This window comes from Rhodococcus sp. YH1 (assembly GCF_009939605.1).
In the GTDB taxonomy this organism is placed as follows: domain Bacteria; phylum Actinomycetota; class Actinomycetes; order Mycobacteriales; family Mycobacteriaceae; genus Rhodococcus; species Rhodococcus aetherivorans.
Genome location: NZ_WVTE01000218.1, coordinates 29,112 through 50,679, shown reverse-complemented (window position 1 = coordinate 50,679; position 21,568 = coordinate 29,112). Strand labels below are relative to the sequence as shown.

Sequence of the window (21,568 nt, the reverse complement as noted above, 5' to 3'; positions counted from 1 at the left end):
TCTGTTTCGGTGGTGCCGGAATGTCACGCGCCTCGGTCCAGCCTCCCAGCGGCCCGGGCAGCGTCGTGATCTTCCCCTTCCTCCCGGCGAGGAGCCGGCCGAGTCCGACGGCCTTCTGCGCGGCCGTCCACCGGCGCGACGACGACATCGCCAGCGAGGCCGCCTTCATCGCCGCGGCCTCGACCCCGAACGGCGCGTGCTCGACCTTCTGGTGCCGCAGTTCGACCAGCAGCGACGGGATGTCGATCTTGACCGGGCACGCGTCGAAACATGCTCCGCACAGGCTCGACGCGAACGGCAGGGTCGCGTTGGGGTCACCCGGTGTGTCCATGCCGGCGAGTTGCGGGCTGAGCACGGCGCCGATCGGCCCGGGATACGTCGAGCCGTAGGCGTGCCCGCCGGTGCGCTCGTACACCGGGCACACGTTCAGGCAGGCCGAGCACCGGATGCAGTGCAGCGCTTCGCGTCCCACCCCGTCGGCGAGCGCGGCGGTGCGGCCGTTGTCGAGCAGCACGAGGTGGAACTCCTGCGGTCCGTCGCCGGGGGTGACGCCGGTCCACATCGACGTGTACGGGTTCATCCGCTCCCCCGTCGACGACCGCGGCAGCAGTTGCAGGAACACCTCGAGGTCCCGGAAGGTGGGCAGCAGCTTCTCGATGCCCATCACCGTGATGAGGGTCTGCGGCAGGGTCAGGCACATGCGACCGTTGCCCTCGGATTCGACGACGGCGAGCGTGCCGGTCTCGGCGATCCCGAAGTTCGCGCCCGACACCGCGACCGGCACGGTCATGAACTTCCGGCGCAGGAACTTGCGGGCCGCGGCCGCGAGATGTGCCGGGTTGTCGTCGAGATCGGGGTCGACATCGGGCATCTCGCGCAGGAAGATCTCGCGGATCTCGGCGCGGTTGCGGTGGATGGCGGGGACGAGGATGTGCGACGGCTTGTCGTGACCCAGCTGGACGATGAGTTCGGCGAGATCGGTCTCGTAGGCCGTGATCCCCTGGTCCTCGAGATGCTCGTTGAGCCCGATTTCCTGCGTGGCCATCGACTTGACCTTGATGACCTCGTCCGAGCCGGTCTTGCGGACCAGGTCGGTGACGATGGCGTTGGCCTCGGTGGCGTCGGCCGCCCAGTGCACGACGCCACCGCGGGCGACGACCGCCGCCTCGAGCTCGATGAGCAGTTCCGGCAGCCGGCCGAGCACGTCGCGCTTGACGGCGGCGCCGGCGTCGCGGAGCTGCTGCCAGTCGGGCAGTTCGTCGGTCACGTTCAGCCGCTTGGCCCGGATGGTGTGGGTGGCCTTGCCGATGTTGCGGCGCAGCTGGGTGTTCGCGAGTTCGTGATGCGCTGCGGCGGGGAATTTCTCGGTGCCGCGCAGATTGCCGGAGCCGCGCGGGGGGACGGCAGGCATGCCGAGGACGGTCATGCGGGCACTCCCTTCGGCGCGACGGCCGGTTCGACGGAGGCGAGGATCTCCGCGAGGTGGATGGTGCGGGCCCCGGTGCGCAGGCGCGAGAGCCCACCGCCGATGTGCATCAGGCACGACGAGTCGCCGGCGCTGCAGTATTCGGCTCCGGTCGCGGTGATGTTGCACAGCTTGTCCGCGAGCATCGCGGTGGAGGTCTCGGCGTTCTTGATCGCGAACGTGCCGCCGAATCCGCAGCAGGAGTCGGCCTCGGGCAGTTCGACGAGGTCGATCTCGCGGACCGCCCGCAGCAGTTGCAGCGGTCTGTCGCCGACGCGCAGCATGCGCAGCGAATGGCAGGTGGGGTGATAGGTGACCCGGTGCGGGAAGTAGGCGCCGACGTCGGTGACGCCGAGGACGTCGACGAGGAACTCGGACAGCTCGTACGTCTTCGCCTTCACCGTGTCGACGCGGCCGCACAGCGCCGGCGAGCCGTAGCGGGCGGCGACGATCTCGTGCTGGTGCCGCACGGAACCGACGCAGGACCCGGACGGCGCGACGATCGCGTCGATGTGGGTGTCGCCGAAGGTGTCGGCGTAGTTCTCGACGAGGGGCAGCGCGTCGGGTTGGTAGCCGGTGTTGACGTGCATCTGGCCGCAACAGGTCTGGCCTTCGGGGAAGACGACGTCGTGGCCGAGCCGGGTGAGGAGCAGGGCGGTGGCCGAGACGGCACCGGGGAACATCGTGTCCCCGAGGCACGTCGCGAACAGGGCGATTCGCATGTGGATCTCCGCATCGGGTCTGTGTGGTCAGACCACAGTAACGCATGGTCGGTGCGGTGCGTCACCCCCTCGGCCGAAATTCTCCCGGATCCCTCCGGCACTCGATTGTGACCGGGGTCATGGTGTACGGTCCTGTGGTCTGACCACAGAACCCGCCGCGGTCCGCGGCGCAAACCGGGAGTTTCATGTGGAAACCGAACTGCTGGCGGTGACGTACACGCCGTCGACCACCGCCGTCGCCGGCAACCTCACCGCGACGGCCCTGCTGGGCCTGGTCCCCCTGCTGACGTTCTTCGTGCTGCTCGCCGGCCTCAAGCTCAAGGCCTGGTACTCCGGGCTCGGCGCGCTCGCCGTCGCACTCGTCGTCGCCGTCGTCGGCTTCGGCATGCCGGCGCCGCTGGCCGGACTGTCCGCGCTGCAGGGCATCACGTTCGGCCTGTTCCCGGTCATGTGGATCGTGGTGACCGCAATCTGGTTCTACGAACTCACCGTTGTCAGTGGACGTTTCGAGGACTTGCGGCACGTGTTCAACTCGGTCGGTCACGGCGACATGCGCATCCAGGCGATGCTCATCGCATTCTGCTTCGGCGGCATGCTCGAGGCCCTCGCCGGATTCGGCGCACCGGTCGCCATCACCGGCGCGATGCTCATCGCGATCGGAATGCCCCCGATCCGCGCCGCCGTCACCGTGCTCGTCGCGAACACCGCACCGGTTGCGTTCGGCGCCATGGCAATTCCGATCACCACCGCCGGCAACCTCACCGGCATCCCGTCGACCGAGATCGCGGCCGTCGTCGGCCGGCAGACGCCGGTCCTGGCGTGGTTCGTGCCGTTGCTGTTGCTGCTGCTGGTCGACGGCCGGCGCGGCGTCCGGCAGGTGTGGCCGATCGCGCTGGTCACCGGTTTCGCCTTCGCGGTCGCCCAGTACTGGTGCTCGAGCAACTTCTCGTACGAACTCACCGACGTCGTCGCGTCCCTCGTCGGGCTCGCCGCCGCCGTCCTCATGCTGCGGTTCTGGCGGCCCACCACGCCCGAGGACCAGCATTCGCACGTCACAGCCGAACCGATCGGCGCCGTGCGCACGGCAATGGCCCTGTTCCCGTACCTGCTCGTCATCGTGGTGTTCGGCATCGCCAAGCTGTGGACCCTCGGCCTCGACGTGCCGAAGTGGCTGTCGGGCACCGATATCAAGATCGAGTGGCCCGGGCTGTACGGGAATCTGCTCACCGCGAGCGGGGATCCGTCGACCGGGGCGATCTACACGCTGCCGTGGCTGTCGAATCCCGGCACACTCCTGCTGCTCTCGGGGATCATCGTCGGCGTCGTGTACACGGTGCGCAGCGGCGACGGGCGGTTCCCGATGACCGTCCGGCTCACCTTCCGCACCTTCGGCGAAACACTGTGGAAGATGCGGCTTTCCATCGCCACAGTGGCGACGGTGCTCGGACTGGCGTACGTGATGAACCACTCCGGGCAGACCGTCGCGATCGGTACGTGGCTCGCCGGCACCGGCGCGATCTTCGCGTTGCTGTCGCCGATCCTCGGCTGGCTGGGTACCGCCGTCACCGGCTCGGACACCTCGGCGAACGCGCTGTTCGCGCGGCTGCAGCAGACAGCGGGCCAGGCCGCGGGTATCGATCCGACACTGCTGGTCGCGGCGAACACCTCCGGCGGTGTCGTCGGCAAGCTGATCAGCCCGCAGAACCTCACCATCGCGGCGACCGCAGTCGCCCGGCCGGGCAGCGAGCCGCTGCTGCTGCGCAAGGTCGTCGGCTACAGCGTCGGGATGCTCGCGCTGTTGTGTGTGCTGGTGTATCTCCAGTCGACTCCGGTGCTGTCGTGGATGCTGCCGTGAGCCGGCACTACCGGGGGGGGTGCAGCCCGGTCAGCTCGTAGTGCAGTGTGGGCGTGCGCATGACCTTGTGGGCGGCACGCACCAGGTAGCGCTGCAGCACCGGATACTTGCGGTCGATCGCGCGTGCCGCGGCCACCGACTCGGCGCCCGACAGCAGCCGGGCGGTGGCCTCGACCGCGGATCCGGTGACCCGCCCCCGCCACGTGCACGGGCTGATGCGTACCTCGGGAAAGTTCTTCAACCGCTTGTTCTTCGATGCCCGCCCGGGCGTACGGAAATAGGCGCGATCGCCCCGCACCGCGATGTTGACGGGGGTGTCGACCCAGCTGCCGTCCCGTTTCCGGGTCTGCAGCAGCACCACCTTCTCGGCGACGAACGGTTCGAGCTCGGGAGGAATCGGTTCGGTCATGACTGCTCCTCACGACGATCACTGCCTCCCAGGATCCGCGCGTTCGGTGCGACCGGCAAACGGCATAGGCTCGCACCATGTCGCAGTCCGAGCCCCGCGCATGGGAGACCGTGTTGAACCACCTCGAGCAGCAACTGGTCTCGGGACACCTCGCCCCCGGCCAGCGGTTGCCCGGGGAACGCGTCCTGGCCGCCGAGCTCGGGGTGGGCCGTTCGTCGGTGCGGGAGGCACTGCGCGTGATGGAAGCGCTCGGGTTGCTCACCGCGCAGACCGGCTCCGGGCCCACCGCGGGCGCGATGATCGTCTCGCGGCCCACCGGCGGCATGTCCATGCTCATGCGCCTGCAGGTGGCAGCGCAGAATTTCCCGGTGTCGGACGTGGTGCAGACCCGTCTCGTCCTCGAGACCGAGGTGATGCGCGCGCTGGCCGCGAGCGACCCCACCCCGGACCTGTCGCACGCCGAGCAACTGCTCGACGCGATGGACGACGCGACGCTCGCCGCACACGAATTCCTGGTGCTCGACGCCCGGTTCCACATCGCGATGGCGGACGCGGCCGGAAACCAGGTGATCGCGGCCATGATGACGGGCCTGCGCGACTCGATCGAAAGCTACGTGCTCGCCGGCGCCCCTCTGACCACCTGGCCCACGACGTGCACCCGGCTGCGCTGCGAGCATCGCGGGCTGCTCGAAGCCGTTCGGGCGGGCGATCCCGAGCTGGCCCGCGCCCGTATCGTCGAGCACATTCGCGGCTACTACGCGGAGAGCCTGGGGCGCCCGGACGCCCCTGAACGCGAGCACCCCCGACCTCGTGTATAGTTGGCGATGCAACGCGGGGTGGAGCAGCTCGGTAGCTCGCTGGGCTCATAACCCAGAGGTCGCAGGTTCAAATCCTGTCCCCGCTACCACCACCGGCCCGGACTCTCACGAGTCCGGGCCGGTTTCGTTGTCCCGTGCGAACCCTGTGGGCCGAGCGAATGTATCGCTCATCTCGACAGCGGTAGCGACCGATACATTCGCTCCGAGCCACGGCGGGCAGGCGAGTACATTCCCGCTGTGTACGGAACAGTCGGGCGACCGCGGAGTGTGCGATGAGCGAGGACGACCCGGGCGGGCGACCGGCGCAGCGTGAGCACGCCGGCCGGCGTGCTCCCCGCTGGCTGCGGCCGGCGATCTTGTACGTGCTGTTCGCCGTCGCCGCCTACCAGCTCTCGGGTTGGCTGTTCCACAACCTGCGCGGGTTCCTGGGCCTGCTGTTCCTGGCGTGGTTGCTGAGCATCACCCTCGAGCCGGTCGTCGACTGGCTCGAACGCGTCGGCATGCGGCGCGGCGCCGCCACCGGCCTGGTGCTCTTCTCTCTGCTGGCCTTCGCGATCGGGTTCGTCGCGCTGTTCGGCACCCTGCTCGTCGAGCAGCTGGGCCAGCTGTTGAAGGCCCTGCCGGACGCCCTCACCGCGGTCACCGAATGGGCCAACCGCGTCTTCGACACGAATTTCGCCACCGGTCCGGAGCTCCTCCGCCTGACCCCGGAGACCGTCCGGGAACTGGTCCAGCGGTTCACCCCCGGGGTCGTGGGGGTGGTGTCGTCTGTGGTGGGAGTGGTCTTCCAGGCCATGACGATGCTGCTGTTCGTGTTCTACATGTCGGCCGAGGGACCGGCGATGCGCCGCACGATCTCGAGCTGGTTCCCGGCCCGGCAGCAGCAGGTGATCTCGACGGTGTGGGAGACCTCCGTCGAGAAGGCCGGCGGATACGTCGTCTCGCGGCTCATCCTGGGTGCGGTCAGCGCCGTGGGCACCGGCATCTTCCTGATGGCGATCGGTGTGCCGTACTGGCTGCCGCTCGCGCTGTGGACCGGGGTCGTGTCGCAGTTCGTGCCCACCCTCGGGACGTATCTCGCGATCGCGCTGCCGGCGATCATCGCCGCGGCCAACCAGCCGATCGACGGGCTGTGGGTGGTGTTGTTCGGCACTGCCTATCAGCAGGTCGAGAACTACGTGCTGCACCCGCGGATCACGTCGAAGACCGTGTCGATCCACCCGGCCGTCGCATTCGGTTCGGTGATCGTCGGCGCGTCGCTGTTCGGTGCGATCGGGGCGCTGGTGTCGGTCCCCGTCGTCGCCGTGCTGCAGGCGTTGGTCGAAACATACGGACGCCGGTACGAACTCGTCGTCGACCCCACCGGCAGGACGAAGCCCGAGCCGGAACCCCGCGACGACGAGGACGGCTGAACGTTACTGCCGCGGCACCCGGCCCATGAGATAGAACTCGGGATTGGGCATCATCCCGGTCACGCTGGCCATCTTGTTGCTCAGGCCGAAGAACGCGGTGATCGCGGCGATGTCCCAGGCGTCCTCGTCGGTGAAGCCGTGGGCGTGCAGGGCCGCGAAGTCGGCGTCGTCGACGTCGTAGGCACGCTCGTTGACCTTGGTGGCGAAGTCGAGCATCGCGCGCTGCCGCGGTTCGATGTCGGCGGTGCGGTAGTTGACCGCCACCTGGTCGGCCACCGTCGGCTTCTTCTCGTAGATCCGCAGGATCGCGCCGTGCGCCACGACGCAGTACAGGCAGTTGTTGGCGGCGGAGATCGTGGTGACGATCATCTCCCGGTCGCCCTTGGTCAGGCCGGAGTCCTCCCGCAACATGATCGCGTCGTGGTACGCGAAGAAGGCCCGCCACTCGGCGGGACGTCGCGCGAAGGTGAGGAACACGTTGGGCACGAACCCCGACTTCTCCTGCACTTCGAGGACGCGCTCTGCGATGTCCCCGGGCAGATCCTTCAGTTCCATGGCGGGAAAGCGCGTGCTCACTAGGTCTCCTGGGCCGGTCGGGACAACGGACCCTGAAGTTAACCGGAATTAACCGAGTTGTCCAGATCGCCGCGCCACGGCGGTCACCGGTCGAACCACGCCTGCGCATCGAGACGGAAGCCCTCGGCGCCGGCGACCGTGCGCAGATCGGCTTCGAGCTGCCGCAGGCGCTCGGAGCCCAACGTCCGGCCCCACCTGCCACGGAGTTCGTCGAAGATCGCCGCGGAGCGCCGGAGGCAGTCGAGGCCTCGGTCGGTGAGGACGACGGTCTTCGCGCGCGCATCGGACGGATCCGCCTCCCGCCGCACGTACCCGAGTTGCTCGAGCCGATCCACCGTCTTGCCCGCCGCCTGTTTGGACACGCCGAGACGGCGGCCGATCTCGCTGGCCGAGGCGCCGGCGGTTCCGATGGCCTGCATCGCGAAGCCGTGCGCGGGGCGCACGTCCGGATGCCCCTCCTCGGCGAGCTGCCGATGCAGAGCGTCGACCAGGGCACGGAATCCCGCGAACAGCAGGAGTGGCAGCTCGTAGCCGGGGCCTTGCGCGGATTCGACAACTTGGTTTACCGTTCCGTCAACCATGTTGTCTATCTTAACGGAGGACGGTTCGATGCCCACCACCTTCACCCGCCACAGCCCCGAGACCGCGCCGCCCGCAGCCCGGCCGATCATGTCGGCGATCGGACGAGAGTTCGGATTCGTGCCCGACCCCGTCGCGCTCATGGCCGAATCCCCCGAACTGCTGTCGGCCTTCACCCGCGCCAACGCACTGTTCGAGCGCAGCAGCCTCGGCGAGATCGAACGGGAGGTGCTGGTGCTGACGATCGCCACCCGCAACGAATGCCACGTGTGTGTCGCCCTGCACAGCGCGAAGCTCACCAGGATGGGCGCACCCGGGGACCTCGTCGACGCACTGCGCACCGGCCGGGCCCTCGCCGACGAACGACTCGAGGTCCTGCGGAGGTTCACCCTGGCGGTACTCGATTCGGCCGGTGCGTGCCCGACGACCGGTGGGCCGAGTTCACCGCGGCGGGGTTCACGGCGCGCAACGCCCTCGAGGTGGTCCTCGGCGTCGGCACCTTCACCCTCTCGACGCTCGCCAACCGCCTCACCGCCGCCGAGCTGGACCCGCCGCTCGCGCCGTTCGCGTGGCGACGCGAGGAGGTCGCCCCGTAAACGCAGACGGCCGAATGTCACACGGGTTCAGTCAGATCGAACCCGTGTGACATTCGGCCCGTCAGGGGAGGAAGGGTCAGACGATGAGCTTCGCGGCGGTCGCGGCCAGAACGTCGTCGACACTCACGCCGGGCGCGGTCTCGACGAGCTTCAGGCCCTCGTCGGTGACGTCGATGACCGCCATGTCGGTGATGATCCGCTGGACGCAGTGCTTGCCGGTGAGCGGCAGGGTGCACTCCTCGAAGATCTTGGGCTCGCCCTTCTTGGTGACGTGCTCCATCATCACGATGACGCGCTTGGCGCCGTGGACGAGGTCCATCGCGCCGCCCATGCCCTTGACCATCGCGCCGGGGATCATCCAGTTGGCGATGTCGCCCTTGGCGGAGACCTGCATCGCGCCGAGGACGGCGACGTCGATCTGTCCGCCGCGGATCATGCCGAAGGACTCCGCCGAGTCGAAGAACGAGGCCCCGGGGATGACCGTGATGGTCTCCTTGCCGGCGTTGATGAGCTCGGGGTCGAGTTCGTCCTCGGTCGGATACGGCCCGACACCGAGCACGCCGTTCTCCGAGTGCAGGATCACCTCGACGTCCGGGTCGAGGTAGTTGGGCACCAGGGTCGGCATGCCGATGCCGAGGTTGACGTACTGGCCGTCCGAGAGTTCCGCGGCCACGCGCGCGGCCATCTGCTCACGGGTGAGCTTCTGGATGGTGGTGGCTGCCTGGGTCATGAACGGACCGTCCGATTCTCGATGCCGACAGTGACGGGGCCGACGTGCACGACGCGCTGGACGTGGATGCCGGCGGTATGGATCTCGTTGGGGTCGAGCTCGCCGGGTTCGACGAGGTGCTCGACCTGCGCGATGGTGATGCGGCCCGACGTGGCGGCGGGCGGGTTGAAGTTGCGGGCGCTCGTGCGGTAGACGAGGTTGCCGTGCCGGTCGCCCTTCCAGGCGTGGACCAGGGCGTAGTCGGCGACGATTCCGCGTTCCATGACGTAGGTCTCGCCGTCGAACTCGCGGGTCTCCTTCGGCGGGGACGCGACGGCGATACCGCCCTTGCCGTCGTAGCGCAGCGGCAGGCCACCCTCCTCGACCTGGGTGCCGACACCCGCGGGGGTGAAGAACGCGGGGATGCCGGCGCCGCCGGCGCGCAGCCGCTCCGCGAGGGTGCCCTGCGGGGTCAGCTCCACCTCGAGCTCGCCGGAGAGGTACTGCCGCGCGAACTCCTTGTTGGAGCCGACGTAGGAGGAGATGGTGCGGCGGATGCGGCCCTTCTCCAGCAGCACCCCGAGGCCGAAGCCGTCGGTGCCGCAGTTGTTGCTGACCGTCTCGAGGTCGGTGGCGCCCTGCTCGAGCAGCGCGTTGATCAGGATTTCCGGGACGCCGACCAGACCGAATCCGCCCACGGCGATGGTGACGCCGTTCGGGATGTCGGCTACGGCCTCGGCGGCGGTGGCAACGACTTTGTCCATGCCTCTACGATAGCGGCAGTTGTGCGTAATGTGAACCCCCGTCCGTGATACGAACCATTTCTAGACTGTTTCATTTTGGAATATTGATTCGGCCAGGACGACCCACTAGCCTCGTACGCATAGCGTCCTTCCGTCCATATCGCGAACACGCATCGAACACCGAGGTCCCATGCTTCACCTGCCACCCCGCTTCGCCCGCCCCGACGGCGTGCACCCGCCGCTCGACTTCCCCGACTACCGGACCACCGCGCTGCGCCGCCCGGCGCAGCCGCTCACGCTCGTCCCACAGCGGCTCGGCGAGCTCACCGGGCCGGTCTTCGGCGAGGACCGCGTGCAGGAGGGGGACGCAGACCTGAGCATCGCCAACGGCGGCGAGGCCGCCGGCCAGCGCATCATCGTGCACGGCCGCGTCCTCGACGGCGACGGCAAGCCCGTCCCCCACGCGCTGCTCGAGGTGTGGCAGGCCAACGCCGCCGGCCGCTACCGGCACGTCGACGACAACTGGCCCGCCCCGCTGGACCCGTTCTTCAACGGCGTCGGCCGCTGCGTCACCGACGCGGCGGGCCGATACCGGTTCACCACCGTCAAGCCCGGGGCCTACCCGTGGCGCAACCACCACAACGCCTGGCGTCCCGCCCACATCCACTTCTCGTTGTTCGGCACGGCGTTCACGCAGCGGCTCGTCACCCAGATGTACTTCCCCGACGACCCGATGTTCTTCCAGGACCCCATCTACAACGCGGTGCCCGCCGAGGCGCGGCACCGGATGGTCAGCGTCTTCGACTACGACGCCACCGTCGACAACTGGGCCCTCGGCTTCCGCTTCGACATCGTCCTGCGCGGACGCGAGGCCACCCCCTTCGAGAACGAGGAGGACGACGATGAGTGAGTTCGCTCCTCGTTACCCCGTCACCCCGGGCGACCAGAGCACCGCCGCCTTCGGTCCCACACCGTCGCAGACCGTCGGTCCGTACTGGAAGATCGGCCTCGAGTGGGCCGACGGCGCGGACGTCGTCCCCGCCGACACCCCCGGCCGGATCACCGTGCGCATCACCGTGATCGACGGGAACCGCGAGCCGATCGCCGACGCCATGGTCGAGACCTGGCAGGCCGACGCCGAGGGCCGGTTCGGCGCCGAGGGCTTCCGCGGCTTCGCCCGCAGCGCCGCCGACGGCACCGGCACCGCCGCGATCCACACGATCAAGCCCGGCGCCCACGAGTCCGACACCGAGGCCGACGAGGCGCCGCACCTGAACGTCGGGATCTTCGCGCGCGGCATGCTCGACCGCCTCTGCACCCGCATGTACTTCCCGGAGGACCTCGCCGCGCACGCCTCCGACCCGGTGCTCACCGCACTACCGGAGTCGCAGCGGCACAAGCTGATCGCCGACAAGTCCGACGACGGCTACGCCTGGACCGTGTACGTTCAGGACCTCGATCCGAACGGTGTGGAGACGCCGTTCTTCGCGATCTAGACGGGAGCGTGCCTTGACCGTGCCGGCGCAGTCCGACAATACCCGCGGCGCCCTCTTCGACCCTGTGTTCGGGGCCGGCGACCTCGCAACGCTGCTGTCCGACCGGGCGTGGATCGCCGCCCTGCTCGACGTCGAGGTGGCGATCACGCGCGCCGCCGAGAAGCACGGTCGCGCCACCGCCGCCGACGTCACGGCCGTCGCCGCGGCGGCCGGGGAACTCACCCGCGAACTGGACCCGGCCGAACTGGGCCGGCTCTCCGCGGCCGGAGGCAATCCGGTGATCCCCCTGGTGAAGATCCTGCGGGAGCGCGCGCAGGCCCCTGCCGCCGCGGTGCACGTCGGGGCCACGAGCCAGGACGTCCTCGACACCGCGCTGATGTTGCTGGCGCACAAGGCCGGCCGGCTCGTCGTCGCCGAGTTGCGCGGCGCCGCCGAGGCGACGGCACGCCTGGCCCGCCGGCACCGTGACACCCCGATGGTCGCGCGCACCCTCGGGCAGCAGGCGCTGCCCACCACGTTTGGGGCCCTCGCCGCGACGTGGCTCGTCGCGCTCGACGACGCCACCGCCTCGCTCGACCGCGCCCTCGTCTCGCTGCCCGCCCAATACGGCGGCGCAGCAGGCACTCTCGCCGCAGTGCACCCGGACGGCCTCGCGTTCGCGGACACCCTGGCGGACCAGCTCGGGCTGGCCAGGCCCCTCGTGCCGTGGCACACCGCACGTACCCCCGTGACCGGGCTCGCGGCCGCCCTGGGGGTCACCGCGGGCTCGGTCGCCAAGCCCGCCACCGACGTCGTCCTCATGGCCGCAACCGAACTCGGCGAGGTCAGCGAGGACGCGCCGGGCGGATCGTCGGCGATGCCGCACAAGCGCAATCCGGTCGCGGCGATCACAGCCCGGGCGGCCGCGCGGCGCGTGCCCGGCCTCGTCGCGACCGCCCTCGCGTCGACAGACCACGAATTCGCCCGCGCCGCGGGCGCCTGGCATGCCGAGTGGGAGACGCTCACCGACCTGCTCCGGTTGACCGGCGGTGCGGCCCATCAGCTTTCGGTCAGCCTGACCGGGCTGCACGTCCACGCCGACGCGTTGACCCGCAACCTCGAACTCACCGGCGGGGCGATCCTCGCGGAGAAGGTCGCCGCGGCGCTGTCCGAGCACACCGGCTCGGCGCGCGAGATCGTCACCGCGGCGGCTCGCGCCGGCACTCCGCTCGACCGCGATCCCGGCATCGTCGAGCACCTCGGCGCCGACCGGGTCCGCGCCCTGCTCGACCCCACCCGCTATCTCGGCCACGCCGGCGACCTCGTCGACCGTGCCCTGGCCCACCACGACACCACCGCCGACCGGCCCCTTGGAGGACAGGCATGACCGTCACGCTCAACTACGAACAGCACGGCGACCCCACCGCTCCCCCGGTGGTGCTGCTCGGGTCGCTCGGCTCCGACCTCTCGATGTGGGCGCCGCAGATCACCGCGCTGTCCCCGATCGCCAACGTCGTCGCCGTCGACCACCGCGGGCACGGCAAGTCCCCCGTCGTCGCCGGTCCCTACACGATGGCCGATCTCGGCGGTGACGTCGTCGCGCTGCTCGACTCGCTCGGCCTCGGCTCGGTGCACTTCGTGGGCCTGTCGCTCGGCGGCGCCGTCGGCCAGTGGCTCGCCGCGCACCACCCCGAACGCGTCCGCACCCTGACCCTGCTGTGCACGTCCGCCGCCTTCGCCCCGGCCCAGCCGTGGCTCGACCGCGCCGCCACGGTCCGCGCCGACGGGCTGGCGTCCATCGCCGAGTCCATCGTCGGCCGCTGGTTCACCCCGGGCCTCGCCGAACGCGACCCCGACCTGGTCGCGCGGCACGTCGAGATGGTGGCGGGCACCAGCGACGAGGGCTACGCCGCGTGCTGTGAGGCGCTGGCCACGTGGGACGGGCGCCCCGACCTCGCCCGCATCGTCGCGCCGACCCTCGTCGTCGCCGGCGAGCAGGATCCGGCCACCCCGCCGGCCGTCATGGAGCAGATCGCCGACGGCATCGCCGGCGCCGCCTTCCACGTCGTCGACCCGGGCGCGCACCTGGCCAACGTCGAACAGGCGGGCCGGATCACCGCCCTGATCCGCGAGCACATCGCCCGCGCCACCCCGGCCGGCGCGCAGCGCACCGCCGCCTTCGAACAGGGCATGCGGGTCCGGCGCTCGGTGCTCGGCGACGCGCACGTCGACCGGGCGATGTCGGCGGCCACCGCGTTCACCGAGCCGTTCCAGGACTTCATCACCCGCACCGCGTGGGGCGACGTCTGGTCCCGGCCCGGACTGGACCATCACACCCGCCGGCTGCTGACGCTGGCGATCCTCACCGCCGTCGGCAACGAGCACGAACTCGACATGCACATCCGGGCGGCCCTGCGCGCCGGTCTCGACCCCGACGAGCTCGTGGAAGTATTCCTGCACACCGCGATCTACGCGGGAGTGCCGAACAGCAACCGGGCGTTCGCGCTCGGCAGGCAGGCGCTCGCAGACGGCGAGGGGAGCACCACACCATGACGATCACCGACGGCGACCCGATCGCGGCGACCGCAGCGTCGCCGGACTACGTGCAGTCGCTCGCGCGCGGACTGTCCGTCATCAAGGCGTTCGACGCCGAGCACCCCCGGCGCACCCTCAGCGAGGTGGCCAGGGCCACCGACCTGACCCGGGCCACCGCGCGACGGTTCCTGCTCACGCTGGTCGAGCTCGGATACGTACGTACGGACGGCTCCCAGTTCTGGCTGACCCCGCGCGTGCTCGAGCTCGGCTACAGCTACCTGTCGAGCCTGACGCTGCCGGAGGTGGCACGCCCGCACCTCGAGGCGCTGGCGAAGAACGTCCACGAGTCGACGTCGGTGTCGGTGCTCGACGGTGGCGACGTCGTCTACGTCGCGCGGGTTCCGGTCAGCCGCATCATGACCGTCTCCATCACCATCGGCACGCGCTTTCCCGCGCACGCCACCTCGATGGGGCGCGTCCTGCTCGCCGGGCTCTCCCCCGCCGAACTCGACGCCTACCTCGCCACCGCGACGCTCGAGCCGCTCACCTCCCGCACCCTGATCACGGCCGACGGGTTGCGCGCCGAGCTCGACCGGATCCGGCGCGACGGCTACTGCATCGTCGACCAGGAACTCGAGGAGGGGCTCCGCTCGCTGGCCGCGCCCATCCGCGACGCCTCCGGCGGCGTCGTCGCCGCCGTGAACATCTCCACCCAGGCCGCCCGCTACAGCCTCGACGCCGTGCGGAGCGAACTCGTGCCCGCCGTGATCGAGACGGCAGCGGCGATCTCGGCCGATCTCGCCCGGACCCAGAAGCACTGACCCCGAATATCGACAAGGAAACTGCCATGCGCGACGTAGTGATCTGCGAACCCCTCCGTACCCCCGTCGGCCGCTTCGGTGGCGTCCTGAAGGACGTCGCACCGGAAGACCTCGCCGCCACCGTGATCCGCGAGCTCGTCGCCCGCACCGGTATCTCCGGCTCCGACGTCGACGACGTAATCCTCGGCCAGGCCTCGCCCAACGGGGAAGCTCCCGCCCTCGGCCGCGTCGCCGCCCTCAACGCCGGTCTCGGCGTGGAGGTTCCGGGCCAGCAGGTCGACCGGCGCTGCGGCTCGGGCCTGCAGGCCGTCCTGCAGGCCGTCATGCAGGTCCAGTCCGGCGGCAGCGACCTGATCCTCGCGGGTGGTGCCGAGTCCATGAGCCAGGCCGAGTTCTACGCCACCGGCATGCGCTGGGGTGTCAAGGGTGAGTCCGTGGCTCTGTCCGACCGTCTGGCCCGCGCCCGGGTCACCGCCGGCGGCCGGGACTTCCCCGTGCCGGGCGGCATGATCGAAACGGCCGAGAACCTGCGCGCCGAGTTCGCCATCAGCCGCGCCGACCAGGACGCCCTGGCGGTCCAGTCGCACCAGCGCGCCGTGGCCGCGCAGAAGGACGGCGTGTTCGCGCAGGAGATCGTCCCGGTGGCCGTGCCCCAGCGCAAGGGTGATCCGCTCGTCGTCGACACCGACGAGCATCCGCGCGCCGACACCAGCGTCGAATCCCTCGCCACGCTGCGCCCGATCCGCGGCAGGATCGACCCGGAGTCGACCGTCACCGCCGGCAACGCCAGCGGTCAGAACGACGGTGCCGCGCTGGCGATCGTCACTACCGCCGAGAAGGCCGCGCAGCTGGGCCTGCGCCCGCTGGCCCGGCTGGCGAGCTGGGCGGTGGCCGGGGTGCCGCCGCGCACCATGGGCATCGGCCCGGTCCCGGCCACGGAGAAGGCCCTCGGCCGCCTCGGCCTGAGCCTGGCGGACATGGACGTGATCGAGCTCAACGAGGCGTTCGCCGCGCAGACCCTCGCCGTGACCCGCAGCTGGGGCCTCGAGCCCGACGATGCGCGCCTGAACCCCCACGGGTCGGGCATCTCGCTCGGCCACCCCGTCGGCGCGACCGGCGGCCGCATCCTCGCCACCCTGCTGCGCGAGCTCGACCGCCGCGAGGGCCGCTACGGCCTCGAGACGATGTGCATCGGCGGCGGCCAGGGCCTGGCCGCGGTGTTCGAGAGGGCGTAAACGCCCGTGTGTCCTTCGGGCTGTTCCAGCAGCCCGAAGGACACACCGGCCGCGTCAGCGGCCTGCGGGCACGGCCGCCGGTGCCGACTTCGAGAGGGTCTTCGGAGCGGTGATCCAGCCGAGCACCGCGATGAGGACCAGGGCGGCCAGGACCGGAACGCACGCCACCAGCACGATGGTGCCGGTCGGGACGCCGAGGCCGATGAGCGCGCCGCCCACCACCGGGCCGACGACCGAGCCGAGCCGTCCCATGGACGCGGACCAGCCGACCGCGGTCGTCGCAGTCCCCTGCGGGTACATCGACACCGACAGCGCGGTCTGACCGATCATGCCGGCCTGGATGCCGAGACCCACGCCGCCGAACACGATCAGCAAGAGCACTTTGTCGGGACCGAGGAACGCGGACACGACGAGGAAGACGATCGCCAGCGACGTGGTGACCAGGAGCACCGACGACATCCGGAACCGCAGCGCACCGATCATGAGGACCGCCGCACCGACGATGCTGCCGACCCCGAGCGCGGCCGAGCCCAACGGTGCCAGCCCCGCCGAGAACCCGTAGCTCGTCAGCAGCGTCGGCAACCACGACGAGAAGACGTAGTACACGGTGAACATCAGGAACGAGAAGCCCCACAGCAGCAGCGTGCGGCTCCGCAGCCCCGGGTCGAACAGGCGCGCGACGGACGCCTCGCGCACCGCCGACGCGGTCGCGGCGGCGGCCGGCGCGGGCTCGCCGGCGGCGCGTCCGTCGGGGAGGCCGATCCACAGCAGCGGCAACAGGACGGCCGAGGCCGCGGCGCCGACGAGGAACACCGATTCCCAGCCGAACGCGCCGATCAGGCGCGTGCCCAGCACCCCGGCGATCAGCGCACCGAGGGAGATGCCCATGGTGACGAACACGGCGATCGACTGCCGCAGCCGGGCGGGATTGAGGGCCGTCGCGTGGGAGACGGCCGCCGGCAGGACCGCACCGAGGCCGAGGCCGGTCAGCACGCGCAGGGCGGTGAGTTCGGTGATCGTCGACGCGAACGCGGTCAGCAGCGAGCCGACGGTGAACACCACCACCGCGGCCAGCACGACGCGCCGGGCGCCGAACCGTGCGACGATCCGGCCGCAGGCGAGGTAACCGAGTGCCACGCCGACGCTGGTCAGGGACAGTGCGGGGGTGAAGTGGGACGGGGCGACGTCCCAGTCCTTCGCGAGCGCCGGGACCGACAGGCCCAGGGCGATCGTGTCGTAACCGTCGAGGACGACGGCGACGAAGGTCAGGACGAGGACGGGCCAGTTCGGCGCTGCCTCGTCGGTTCGGGAAGTGGACGATGTGGTGTTGGGTCCGCGCATGGTGGCGTCCTCGGGTCGGTCGATGCCCTGCCAGGGGCGTCGAATCAGAAGGTTACGCGTCCGCCGTCGCGGCCGCCGAGATGATTCCCTGTGCTTCGACCTCGACGCTGAGGCCGTCCTCGACCAGGGCCGACACCGCGACCAGGGTCGAGCACGGGAAGTCGCCGCGGAACACCTCGGCGCGGGCCCGCCCGACGGCGGCCTTGGCTCCGATGTCCGTGACGTAGATGCGCAGCGCGAGGATGTCGTCGACCTGCGCGCCGCAGGCTTCCACCAGCGCGCGGGTGCGTCGGAACGCCTCCCGCGCCTGGCGGTAGACGTCGGCACCGCCGACGGGACCGTCGGGGGTGCCGGCGTGCATGCCGGAGACGAAGAAGTGCCGGCCGACGACGCGGGCGTTGCTGAACATGTCCGGCCGCGGCGGCTCCGGGACGGCCGGGTGACCCACCCGGGTCATCGGAGCACCGCGCCGCGACGTTCGTCGGATTCGCGGGTCAGCCGCTCCCGCACCGGCACGAAGTCGTAGGTCGGGTAGCACTCGGTGCGGAACACGCCCCACGCGCGGCGCTCGAGTTCGACGTTGACGGCGGCCAGCCGATCGGCGGGCAGCCGCAGGGTCACGATCTGCCCGATCCCCATCGCGACCACCCACGAGACGACCTCGCACCCCTCGGGCGGGAACCCGTGCCACCAGTCCGCGTCGTCGAGCCGGCCCTGCAACTGTTCGAGGTTCCGGCTCTGATCGTGCCGCAGGACCACGGTGAGCATCATGGTCCCGCCGCTCACGCCGGCACTCCCGCGAGCACCGCCGCCTGCTGCTTCGCGTCGGCCCGGTAGATCCGGCGGATCCGGGAGACACCGAGGTCGTGCTGGTAGAGGTGTTCCTCGACGTCGGCATCCGCGGCCAGCGCCTCCAGGACGGCACGGTCCTGTTCGAGCACCTCCCAGTGCCGTTCCTCGAGCCGGGTCCGGTACAGGAAGCGCCACGCCTCCCGTTCCCAGCCCGACACCCGCCGGGTGCGCCAGTGGAAGATGGCGGAGTGGTCCCGGTCGATCGGGGTGCACATGCCGACGATGCCGAACACGCCGCCGGGACCGGCATTGGGGGCGTAGGGGATCTCGAGGTCCACGTAGTCCATCGATCCGCGCACGAACTCGACCCAGTCGAAGTTCACGCCGCGCTGGTCGGTCTTCTCGAAGAAGAACCCGCGGTCGGTCTCGCGGATCCGGAACCGCGCCGAGGTGTCGCCCCCGAACATCGAGTGCGAGTTGCGGTGCAGGAAGGCCCCGTGCATCGGGTCGAGCACGTTGTCCATGTAGAAGCGCCACGGCCCGGCCCACTCCGCGTAGTTGGGGAACCACGACACCTCCTCGTCCGCGAGCCGGTCCGGCAGGACGAACGGCGTCGGCACGGAGTCGTGGGTCAGGGGCACGAACGCGAAGATCGTGTCGGCGGCCTCGACCACCGACAGCGAGGCGGTCGCGCGTTTGCCCTCGAGCGCGCACCCGGGCATGCCGGGCACGGAGACGACGGTGCCGGTTCCGTCGACCTGCACGCCGTGGTACAGGCAGGCGACGCGGTCACCGAGGTGCTGCCCCACCGACAGCGGGGCGCTGCGGTGCGGGCACCGGTCCTCGAGCATGTGGACCGCGCCCCGGGCGTCGCGGAACAGCAGCCAGTCCACGCCGAGGCGGGTGACCTTGACCATCGCGCCCGGTTCGACCATGCGCGACGGAAGGATCGGGTACCAGCGGTCGCGCAGGCCGGTCGCCGCGATCTCGTCGGCGTCCATCGGCCGGCGGGTGCCGACGGCGAACCGCGGTCCGGCCGGGCGCGGGGCGCCGCTGGTGGTGGTCTGTGCAGTCTCGAAGGTGGTCATGTCATCTCCCCAGTCGTCGCATTTCGGCGCGGAAGGTGTCCTCGGTCCAGGGCCGGCCGTCGGGGCCGTGCAGGCCCAGGCCGTTGAGTCCCTCGACGACACCGGGCAGGTCGTGGGTGCCGGTCCCGAAGATCTCCATGAGCGACCCGGCGAGCTTGTCCTCGTAGGGGGTCAGCGGATCGGGATGGGTCTGTCGTGGTTCCAGGTACGGTTCTGTGAATCGTGCCGTCGCAGTGCGGTTCACGCGAGAACTCCTTCGATGTGGGGGGTGGGGGCGGCGAGCCCGGACCGGTAGCGGGCGGCGAGTCCCTCGGCGATGGCGGCGAAGGCGCTCGCCCATTCCGTGAAGGACTCGGGCCGGGTGAGGTGGACGGGCGCCGGACATCCGTCGACGACGACGAAGACTCCGTTGTCGATCTCACCCGCGAGCCGCTGCGGTACGGACAGATCGGTGTCGTCGCCGAGAGCGGAGGCCACCACCAGCGTGGGGACGGTGATCCGGCCCAGGAGGCCGGCGACGGCGTCGACGTCGCACACGGGATCGGCCAGGATCAGGCTGCGCAGCAGGGCGCCGTGACGATCGGCCGCGCGCAGGGCGGGTTCGGCGTCGGCGCCCGCGGCGTACAGGTGCACCGCGCGGCCGTCGCGCAGCGCGGCGGCGGCCTGCCCGTCGGTCCACCAGGCCGCCTCGGCGCGAATCAGCGGGGTCATCGGGCACCTCCCGTCGGCACGTGCACCGGTGGCACGAACGGTCCGGGCTGCGGGTCGAGGGCGGTCACGTCGACCTCGACCAGCGCGGGCCGGCGCGTCGCGATCGCCTCCCCCAACGCGGACTCGAAGACGCCGGGCCGCTGCACGAGGGTGTACGGCATGCCCATCGAGGCGGCGAGCAGATCGAACCGCGGCGTGTGCAGGTCCACCCCGGACCGACGAAAACCGTTGGCCTCCTGCATGTTCCGGAGAACGCCGTAGCCGCCGTCGTTGAACACCAGCACGACGCACCAGGCGTCGGACCCGGCGAGCGAGGCGAGCTCGCCGAGGTGCACGGCCAGACCCCCGTCCCCGGCCATCACGACCGTCGGAACGTCCCGGCGGGCATGGGCCGCGCCGAGCCCCATGGCGAGGCCCTGCCCGATGCCGCCGCCGAGCGGGAAGATGTTGGTCTCGCGCTCGTAGAACGGCAGCAGGCGGTTGCCCCACTGGCTGGACGGGATCGTCACGTCGCGGGCGACCACCGACCGACGGGGCAGCACGCGGCGCATGCCCTCGCAGATCTCGGCGTAGCCGCCGATGTATGCGGTGAGCGCGGCCCGGCTGCGCTTCCGCGCCGCCTGAACCCGGGCCGCCCACTCGTCGCGCCGGACGGTGCCGTCGAGCGCGTCGAGGATGCCGCGCAGTGCCGTGCGGGCGTCGGCGACGATTCCGACCGTGGCCGGATACACCCGTCCGATCGCGGCGGGATCGATGTCGATCTGCACCTGCGTCGCAGGCAGCGCGAGGTGGTAGCTCTTGGTCTCGTTGGACCGGAAGTGGGTTCCGACGGCGAGCAGGACGTCGGCGTCGGCGAGGAGCCCGGCGACCTCGGGGGACGCCGCGAAGTTCCCGACGACGAGGTCGTCGTCCTCGGACACGATGCCCCGCCCGGAGTTGCTGGTGAGAATCCCCGCCCCGAGCCGGTGGGCGAGGGCGCGCAGTTCGTCGCCGGCGCCGGCGGCGCCCCCACCGAGCCACAGCAGGGGCCGCTCGGCGGAGGCGAGCACCGCGGCGGCGCGGTCCAGCGCAGCAGCATTGGGGGCCGGTGGCTGTGCGATCCGGGCCTCCGCCGCTCGCTGTTCGTCCGGCGACGCCAGATACTGCAGGTCGGTGGGCCATTCGACGCTGGCGGGTCCCTGCGGTGCCGACAGGATGCGGGCGATCGCAGCCTCGAGTTCCGCCTCGGCGTCCTTGGCGTCGGTGATCGTCGCCGCGTACCGGGAGACGGCGTCGAGCATCTGCCGTTGCCGGGGGAATTCGTGGATCACGCCGCGGCTCGACGCGGCCGGTTCGGGCGTGAGGTATTCGCTTTCGATCTGGCCGGTCACGTGCAGGACGCGGCTGCCGGCGGTGAGGGCCTCGATCATCGATCCGGCGGCGTTGCCGGCGCCGGTGCCGGTGCTCGTCAGCGCCACGCCGATGCCGCCCGAGGCGCGGGCGTACCCGTCCGCGGCGTTGACCGCGGCGGCCTCGTGCCGCACCTCGACGAAGTTCAGGTCGCGGGCGACGGCCTCGACGAGGGGAAGGTTGTGGATGCTGACGACGCCGAACGCGGTGTCGATGCCGTGCCGGCGCATGACCGACACGAGGACGTCGCCGCCGGTGGCGCGCCGACCCGGCGCGGATGAGGGGGTGTCCATGTTT

General features: G+C 70.7%; 24 protein-coding genes, 1 tRNA gene and 1 pseudogene. 12 read left to right on the top strand and 14 right to left on the bottom strand.

Annotated features, from left to right (window positions below; genetic code table 11):
- Both AIIKEEIJ_RS17395 and AIIKEEIJ_RS17390 read right to left on the bottom strand, forming a co-directional pair.
- Positions 1-1,426 (bottom strand): LutB/LldF family L-lactate oxidation iron-sulfur protein (locus AIIKEEIJ_RS17395; protein ID WP_161996227.1); only part of this gene is annotated, 1,426 nt, incomplete at its 3' end.
- Positions 1,423-2,187 (bottom strand): (Fe-S)-binding protein, encoded by a 765-nt coding sequence (locus tag AIIKEEIJ_RS17390; protein ID WP_050036037.1) that lies wholly within the window; start codon positions 2,185-2,187, stop codon positions 1,423-1,425. The genes AIIKEEIJ_RS17390 and AIIKEEIJ_RS17395, both read right to left, overlap by 4 nt.
- 187 nt (positions 2,188-2,374) lie before the next feature.
- Between AIIKEEIJ_RS17390 and AIIKEEIJ_RS17385 the strand changes: the two genes are divergently transcribed.
- Positions 2,375-4,042 (top strand): L-lactate permease, encoded by a 1,668-nt coding sequence (locus AIIKEEIJ_RS17385; RefSeq protein ID WP_006940638.1) that lies wholly within the window; start codon positions 2,375-2,377, stop codon positions 4,040-4,042.
- A gap of 7 nt (positions 4,043-4,049) precedes the next feature.
- On the opposite strand, the gene AIIKEEIJ_RS17380 is transcribed toward AIIKEEIJ_RS17385, so the two are convergent.
- Positions 4,050-4,451 carry a PPOX class F420-dependent oxidoreductase gene (locus AIIKEEIJ_RS17380; protein ID WP_006940636.1) on the bottom strand — a complete coding sequence of 134 codons (402 nt, stop codon included), beginning with the start codon at positions 4,449-4,451 and terminating at the stop codon, positions 4,050-4,052.
- A gap of 77 nt (positions 4,452-4,528) precedes the next feature.
- Here AIIKEEIJ_RS17380 and AIIKEEIJ_RS17375 point away from each other — a divergent pair, with 77 nt between their 5' ends.
- From AIIKEEIJ_RS17375 to AIIKEEIJ_RS17365, 3 genes are all read left to right on the top strand, one after another.
- Complete coding sequence (locus AIIKEEIJ_RS17375) at positions 4,529-5,269, top strand: FadR/GntR family transcriptional regulator (RefSeq protein WP_029546476.1); 741 nt, start codon at positions 4,529-4,531, stop codon at positions 5,267-5,269.
- A gap of 12 nt (positions 5,270-5,281) precedes the next feature.
- Positions 5,282-5,358 (top strand) — tRNA-Met (locus AIIKEEIJ_RS17370).
- Between the two features lie 183 nt (positions 5,359-5,541).
- Positions 5,542-6,681 carry an AI-2E family transporter gene (locus tag AIIKEEIJ_RS17365; RefSeq protein WP_161996226.1) on the top strand — a complete coding sequence of 380 codons (1,140 nt, stop codon included), beginning with the start codon at positions 5,542-5,544 and terminating at the stop codon, positions 6,679-6,681.
- 3 nt (positions 6,682-6,684) lie between these two features.
- On the opposite strand, the gene AIIKEEIJ_RS17360 is transcribed toward AIIKEEIJ_RS17365, so the two are convergent.
- Together AIIKEEIJ_RS17360 and AIIKEEIJ_RS17355 are read right to left on the bottom strand one after the other, a co-directional pair.
- Positions 6,685-7,236: a peroxidase-related enzyme gene (locus AIIKEEIJ_RS17360; RefSeq protein ID WP_037201207.1), complete on the bottom strand. Its 552-nt coding sequence runs from the start codon at positions 7,234-7,236 to the stop codon at positions 6,685-6,687.
- A 104-nt stretch (positions 7,237-7,340) separates the two neighbouring features.
- Positions 7,341-7,676, bottom strand: coding sequence for a MarR family winged helix-turn-helix transcriptional regulator (locus AIIKEEIJ_RS17355; protein WP_238406449.1), 336 nt, complete (start codon positions 7,674-7,676; stop codon positions 7,341-7,343).
- Positions 7,677-7,836: 160 nt separating this feature from the next.
- Here AIIKEEIJ_RS17355 and AIIKEEIJ_RS34060 point away from each other — a divergent pair.
- A pseudogene (locus tag AIIKEEIJ_RS34060) lies at positions 7,837-8,127 on the top strand (hypothetical protein); the annotation flags it as partial.
- 125 nt (positions 8,128-8,252) lie between these two features.
- Positions 8,253-8,432, top strand: a complete 180-nt coding sequence (locus AIIKEEIJ_RS33125; protein WP_238406447.1) for a hypothetical protein — start codon at positions 8,253-8,255, stop codon at positions 8,430-8,432.
- A gap of 76 nt (positions 8,433-8,508) precedes the next feature.
- Here AIIKEEIJ_RS33125 and AIIKEEIJ_RS17345 read toward each other — a convergent pair whose 3' ends face one another.
- Together AIIKEEIJ_RS17345 and AIIKEEIJ_RS17340 are read right to left on the bottom strand one after the other, a co-directional pair.
- Positions 8,509-9,162, bottom strand: a complete 654-nt coding sequence (locus AIIKEEIJ_RS17345) for a CoA transferase subunit B (protein ID WP_043802432.1) — start codon at positions 9,160-9,162, stop codon at positions 8,509-8,511.
- On the bottom strand, positions 9,159-9,905 hold the full coding sequence (locus tag AIIKEEIJ_RS17340) for a CoA transferase subunit A (protein ID WP_029546482.1): 747 nt from the start codon (positions 9,903-9,905) through the stop codon (positions 9,159-9,161). The genes AIIKEEIJ_RS17345 and AIIKEEIJ_RS17340 overlap by 4 nt, the downstream gene beginning before the upstream one ends.
- A gap of 169 nt (positions 9,906-10,074) precedes the next feature.
- Here AIIKEEIJ_RS17340 and pcaH point away from each other — a divergent pair, with 169 nt between their 5' ends.
- Genes pcaH through AIIKEEIJ_RS17310 form a run of 6 tightly spaced genes read left to right on the top strand, consistent with a single transcriptional unit; the run spans position 10,075 to position 15,950 of the window.
- On the top strand, positions 10,075-10,794 hold the full coding sequence (gene pcaH / locus AIIKEEIJ_RS17335) for a protocatechuate 3,4-dioxygenase subunit beta (RefSeq protein WP_029546483.1): 720 nt from the start codon (positions 10,075-10,077) through the stop codon (positions 10,792-10,794).
- Entirely contained in the window at positions 10,787-11,380 is a 594-nt protein-coding gene (pcaG, locus tag AIIKEEIJ_RS17330) for a protocatechuate 3,4-dioxygenase subunit alpha (RefSeq protein ID WP_029546484.1), read from the top strand. Before pcaH ends, pcaG begins: the two co-directional genes overlap by 8 nt.
- Positions 11,381-11,393: 13 nt before the next feature.
- Positions 11,394-12,746 (top strand): lyase family protein, encoded by a 1,353-nt coding sequence (locus tag AIIKEEIJ_RS17325; RefSeq protein ID WP_161996225.1) that lies wholly within the window; start codon positions 11,394-11,396, stop codon positions 12,744-12,746.
- Positions 12,743-13,912 carry a bifunctional 3-oxoadipate enol-lactonase/4-carboxymuconolactone decarboxylase PcaDC gene (gene pcaDC / locus AIIKEEIJ_RS17320; protein WP_043802446.1) on the top strand — a complete coding sequence of 390 codons (1,170 nt, stop codon included), beginning with the start codon at positions 12,743-12,745 and terminating at the stop codon, positions 13,910-13,912. Before AIIKEEIJ_RS17325 ends, pcaDC begins: the two co-directional genes overlap by 4 nt.
- On the top strand, positions 13,909-14,715 hold the full coding sequence (locus tag AIIKEEIJ_RS17315; RefSeq protein ID WP_050036044.1) for an IclR family transcriptional regulator: 807 nt from the start codon (positions 13,909-13,911) through the stop codon (positions 14,713-14,715). The genes pcaDC and AIIKEEIJ_RS17315 overlap by 4 nt, the downstream gene beginning before the upstream one ends.
- A 26-nt stretch (positions 14,716-14,741) precedes the next feature.
- Positions 14,742-15,950: an acetyl-CoA C-acetyltransferase gene (locus AIIKEEIJ_RS17310; protein WP_029546488.1), complete on the top strand. Its 1,209-nt coding sequence runs from the start codon at positions 14,742-14,744 to the stop codon at positions 15,948-15,950.
- 54 nt (positions 15,951-16,004) lie between these two features.
- On the opposite strand, the gene AIIKEEIJ_RS17305 is transcribed toward AIIKEEIJ_RS17310, so the two are convergent.
- The 7 genes from AIIKEEIJ_RS17305 to AIIKEEIJ_RS17275 are packed head-to-tail and all read right to left on the bottom strand — an operon-like array spanning position 16,005 to position 21,564.
- Positions 16,005-17,291 carry an MFS transporter gene (locus tag AIIKEEIJ_RS17305; RefSeq protein WP_029546489.1) on the bottom strand — a complete coding sequence of 429 codons (1,287 nt, stop codon included), beginning with the start codon at positions 17,289-17,291 and terminating at the stop codon, positions 16,005-16,007.
- A gap of 52 nt (positions 17,292-17,343) precedes the next feature.
- Positions 17,344-17,748 carry a RidA family protein gene (locus AIIKEEIJ_RS17300; protein ID WP_202917175.1) on the bottom strand — a complete coding sequence of 135 codons (405 nt, stop codon included), beginning with the start codon at positions 17,746-17,748 and terminating at the stop codon, positions 17,344-17,346.
- Positions 17,745-18,062: a hypothetical protein gene (locus AIIKEEIJ_RS17295; protein WP_043802519.1), complete on the bottom strand. Its 318-nt coding sequence runs from the start codon at positions 18,060-18,062 to the stop codon at positions 17,745-17,747. The genes AIIKEEIJ_RS17300 and AIIKEEIJ_RS17295 overlap by 4 nt, the downstream gene beginning before the upstream one ends.
- Before the next feature lie 11 nt (positions 18,063-18,073).
- Positions 18,074-19,171, bottom strand: a complete 1,098-nt coding sequence (locus tag AIIKEEIJ_RS17290) for a Rieske 2Fe-2S domain-containing protein (protein ID WP_029546492.1) — start codon at positions 19,169-19,171, stop codon at positions 18,074-18,076.
- Position 19,172: 1 nt separating this feature from the next.
- Positions 19,173-19,415, bottom strand: a complete 243-nt coding sequence (locus tag AIIKEEIJ_RS17285) for a recombinase-like helix-turn-helix domain-containing protein (protein WP_029546493.1) — start codon at positions 19,413-19,415, stop codon at positions 19,173-19,175.
- Positions 19,412-19,882 (bottom strand): alpha/beta fold hydrolase, encoded by a 471-nt coding sequence (locus tag AIIKEEIJ_RS17280; RefSeq protein ID WP_051359219.1) that lies wholly within the window; start codon positions 19,880-19,882, stop codon positions 19,412-19,414. The genes AIIKEEIJ_RS17285 and AIIKEEIJ_RS17280 overlap by 4 nt, the downstream gene beginning before the upstream one ends.
- Positions 19,879-21,564, bottom strand: a complete 1,686-nt coding sequence (locus AIIKEEIJ_RS17275; RefSeq protein ID WP_161996224.1) for a thiamine pyrophosphate-binding protein — start codon at positions 21,562-21,564, stop codon at positions 19,879-19,881. Before AIIKEEIJ_RS17275 ends, AIIKEEIJ_RS17280 begins: the two co-directional genes overlap by 4 nt.
- Positions 21,565-21,568 lie beyond the last annotated feature (4 nt).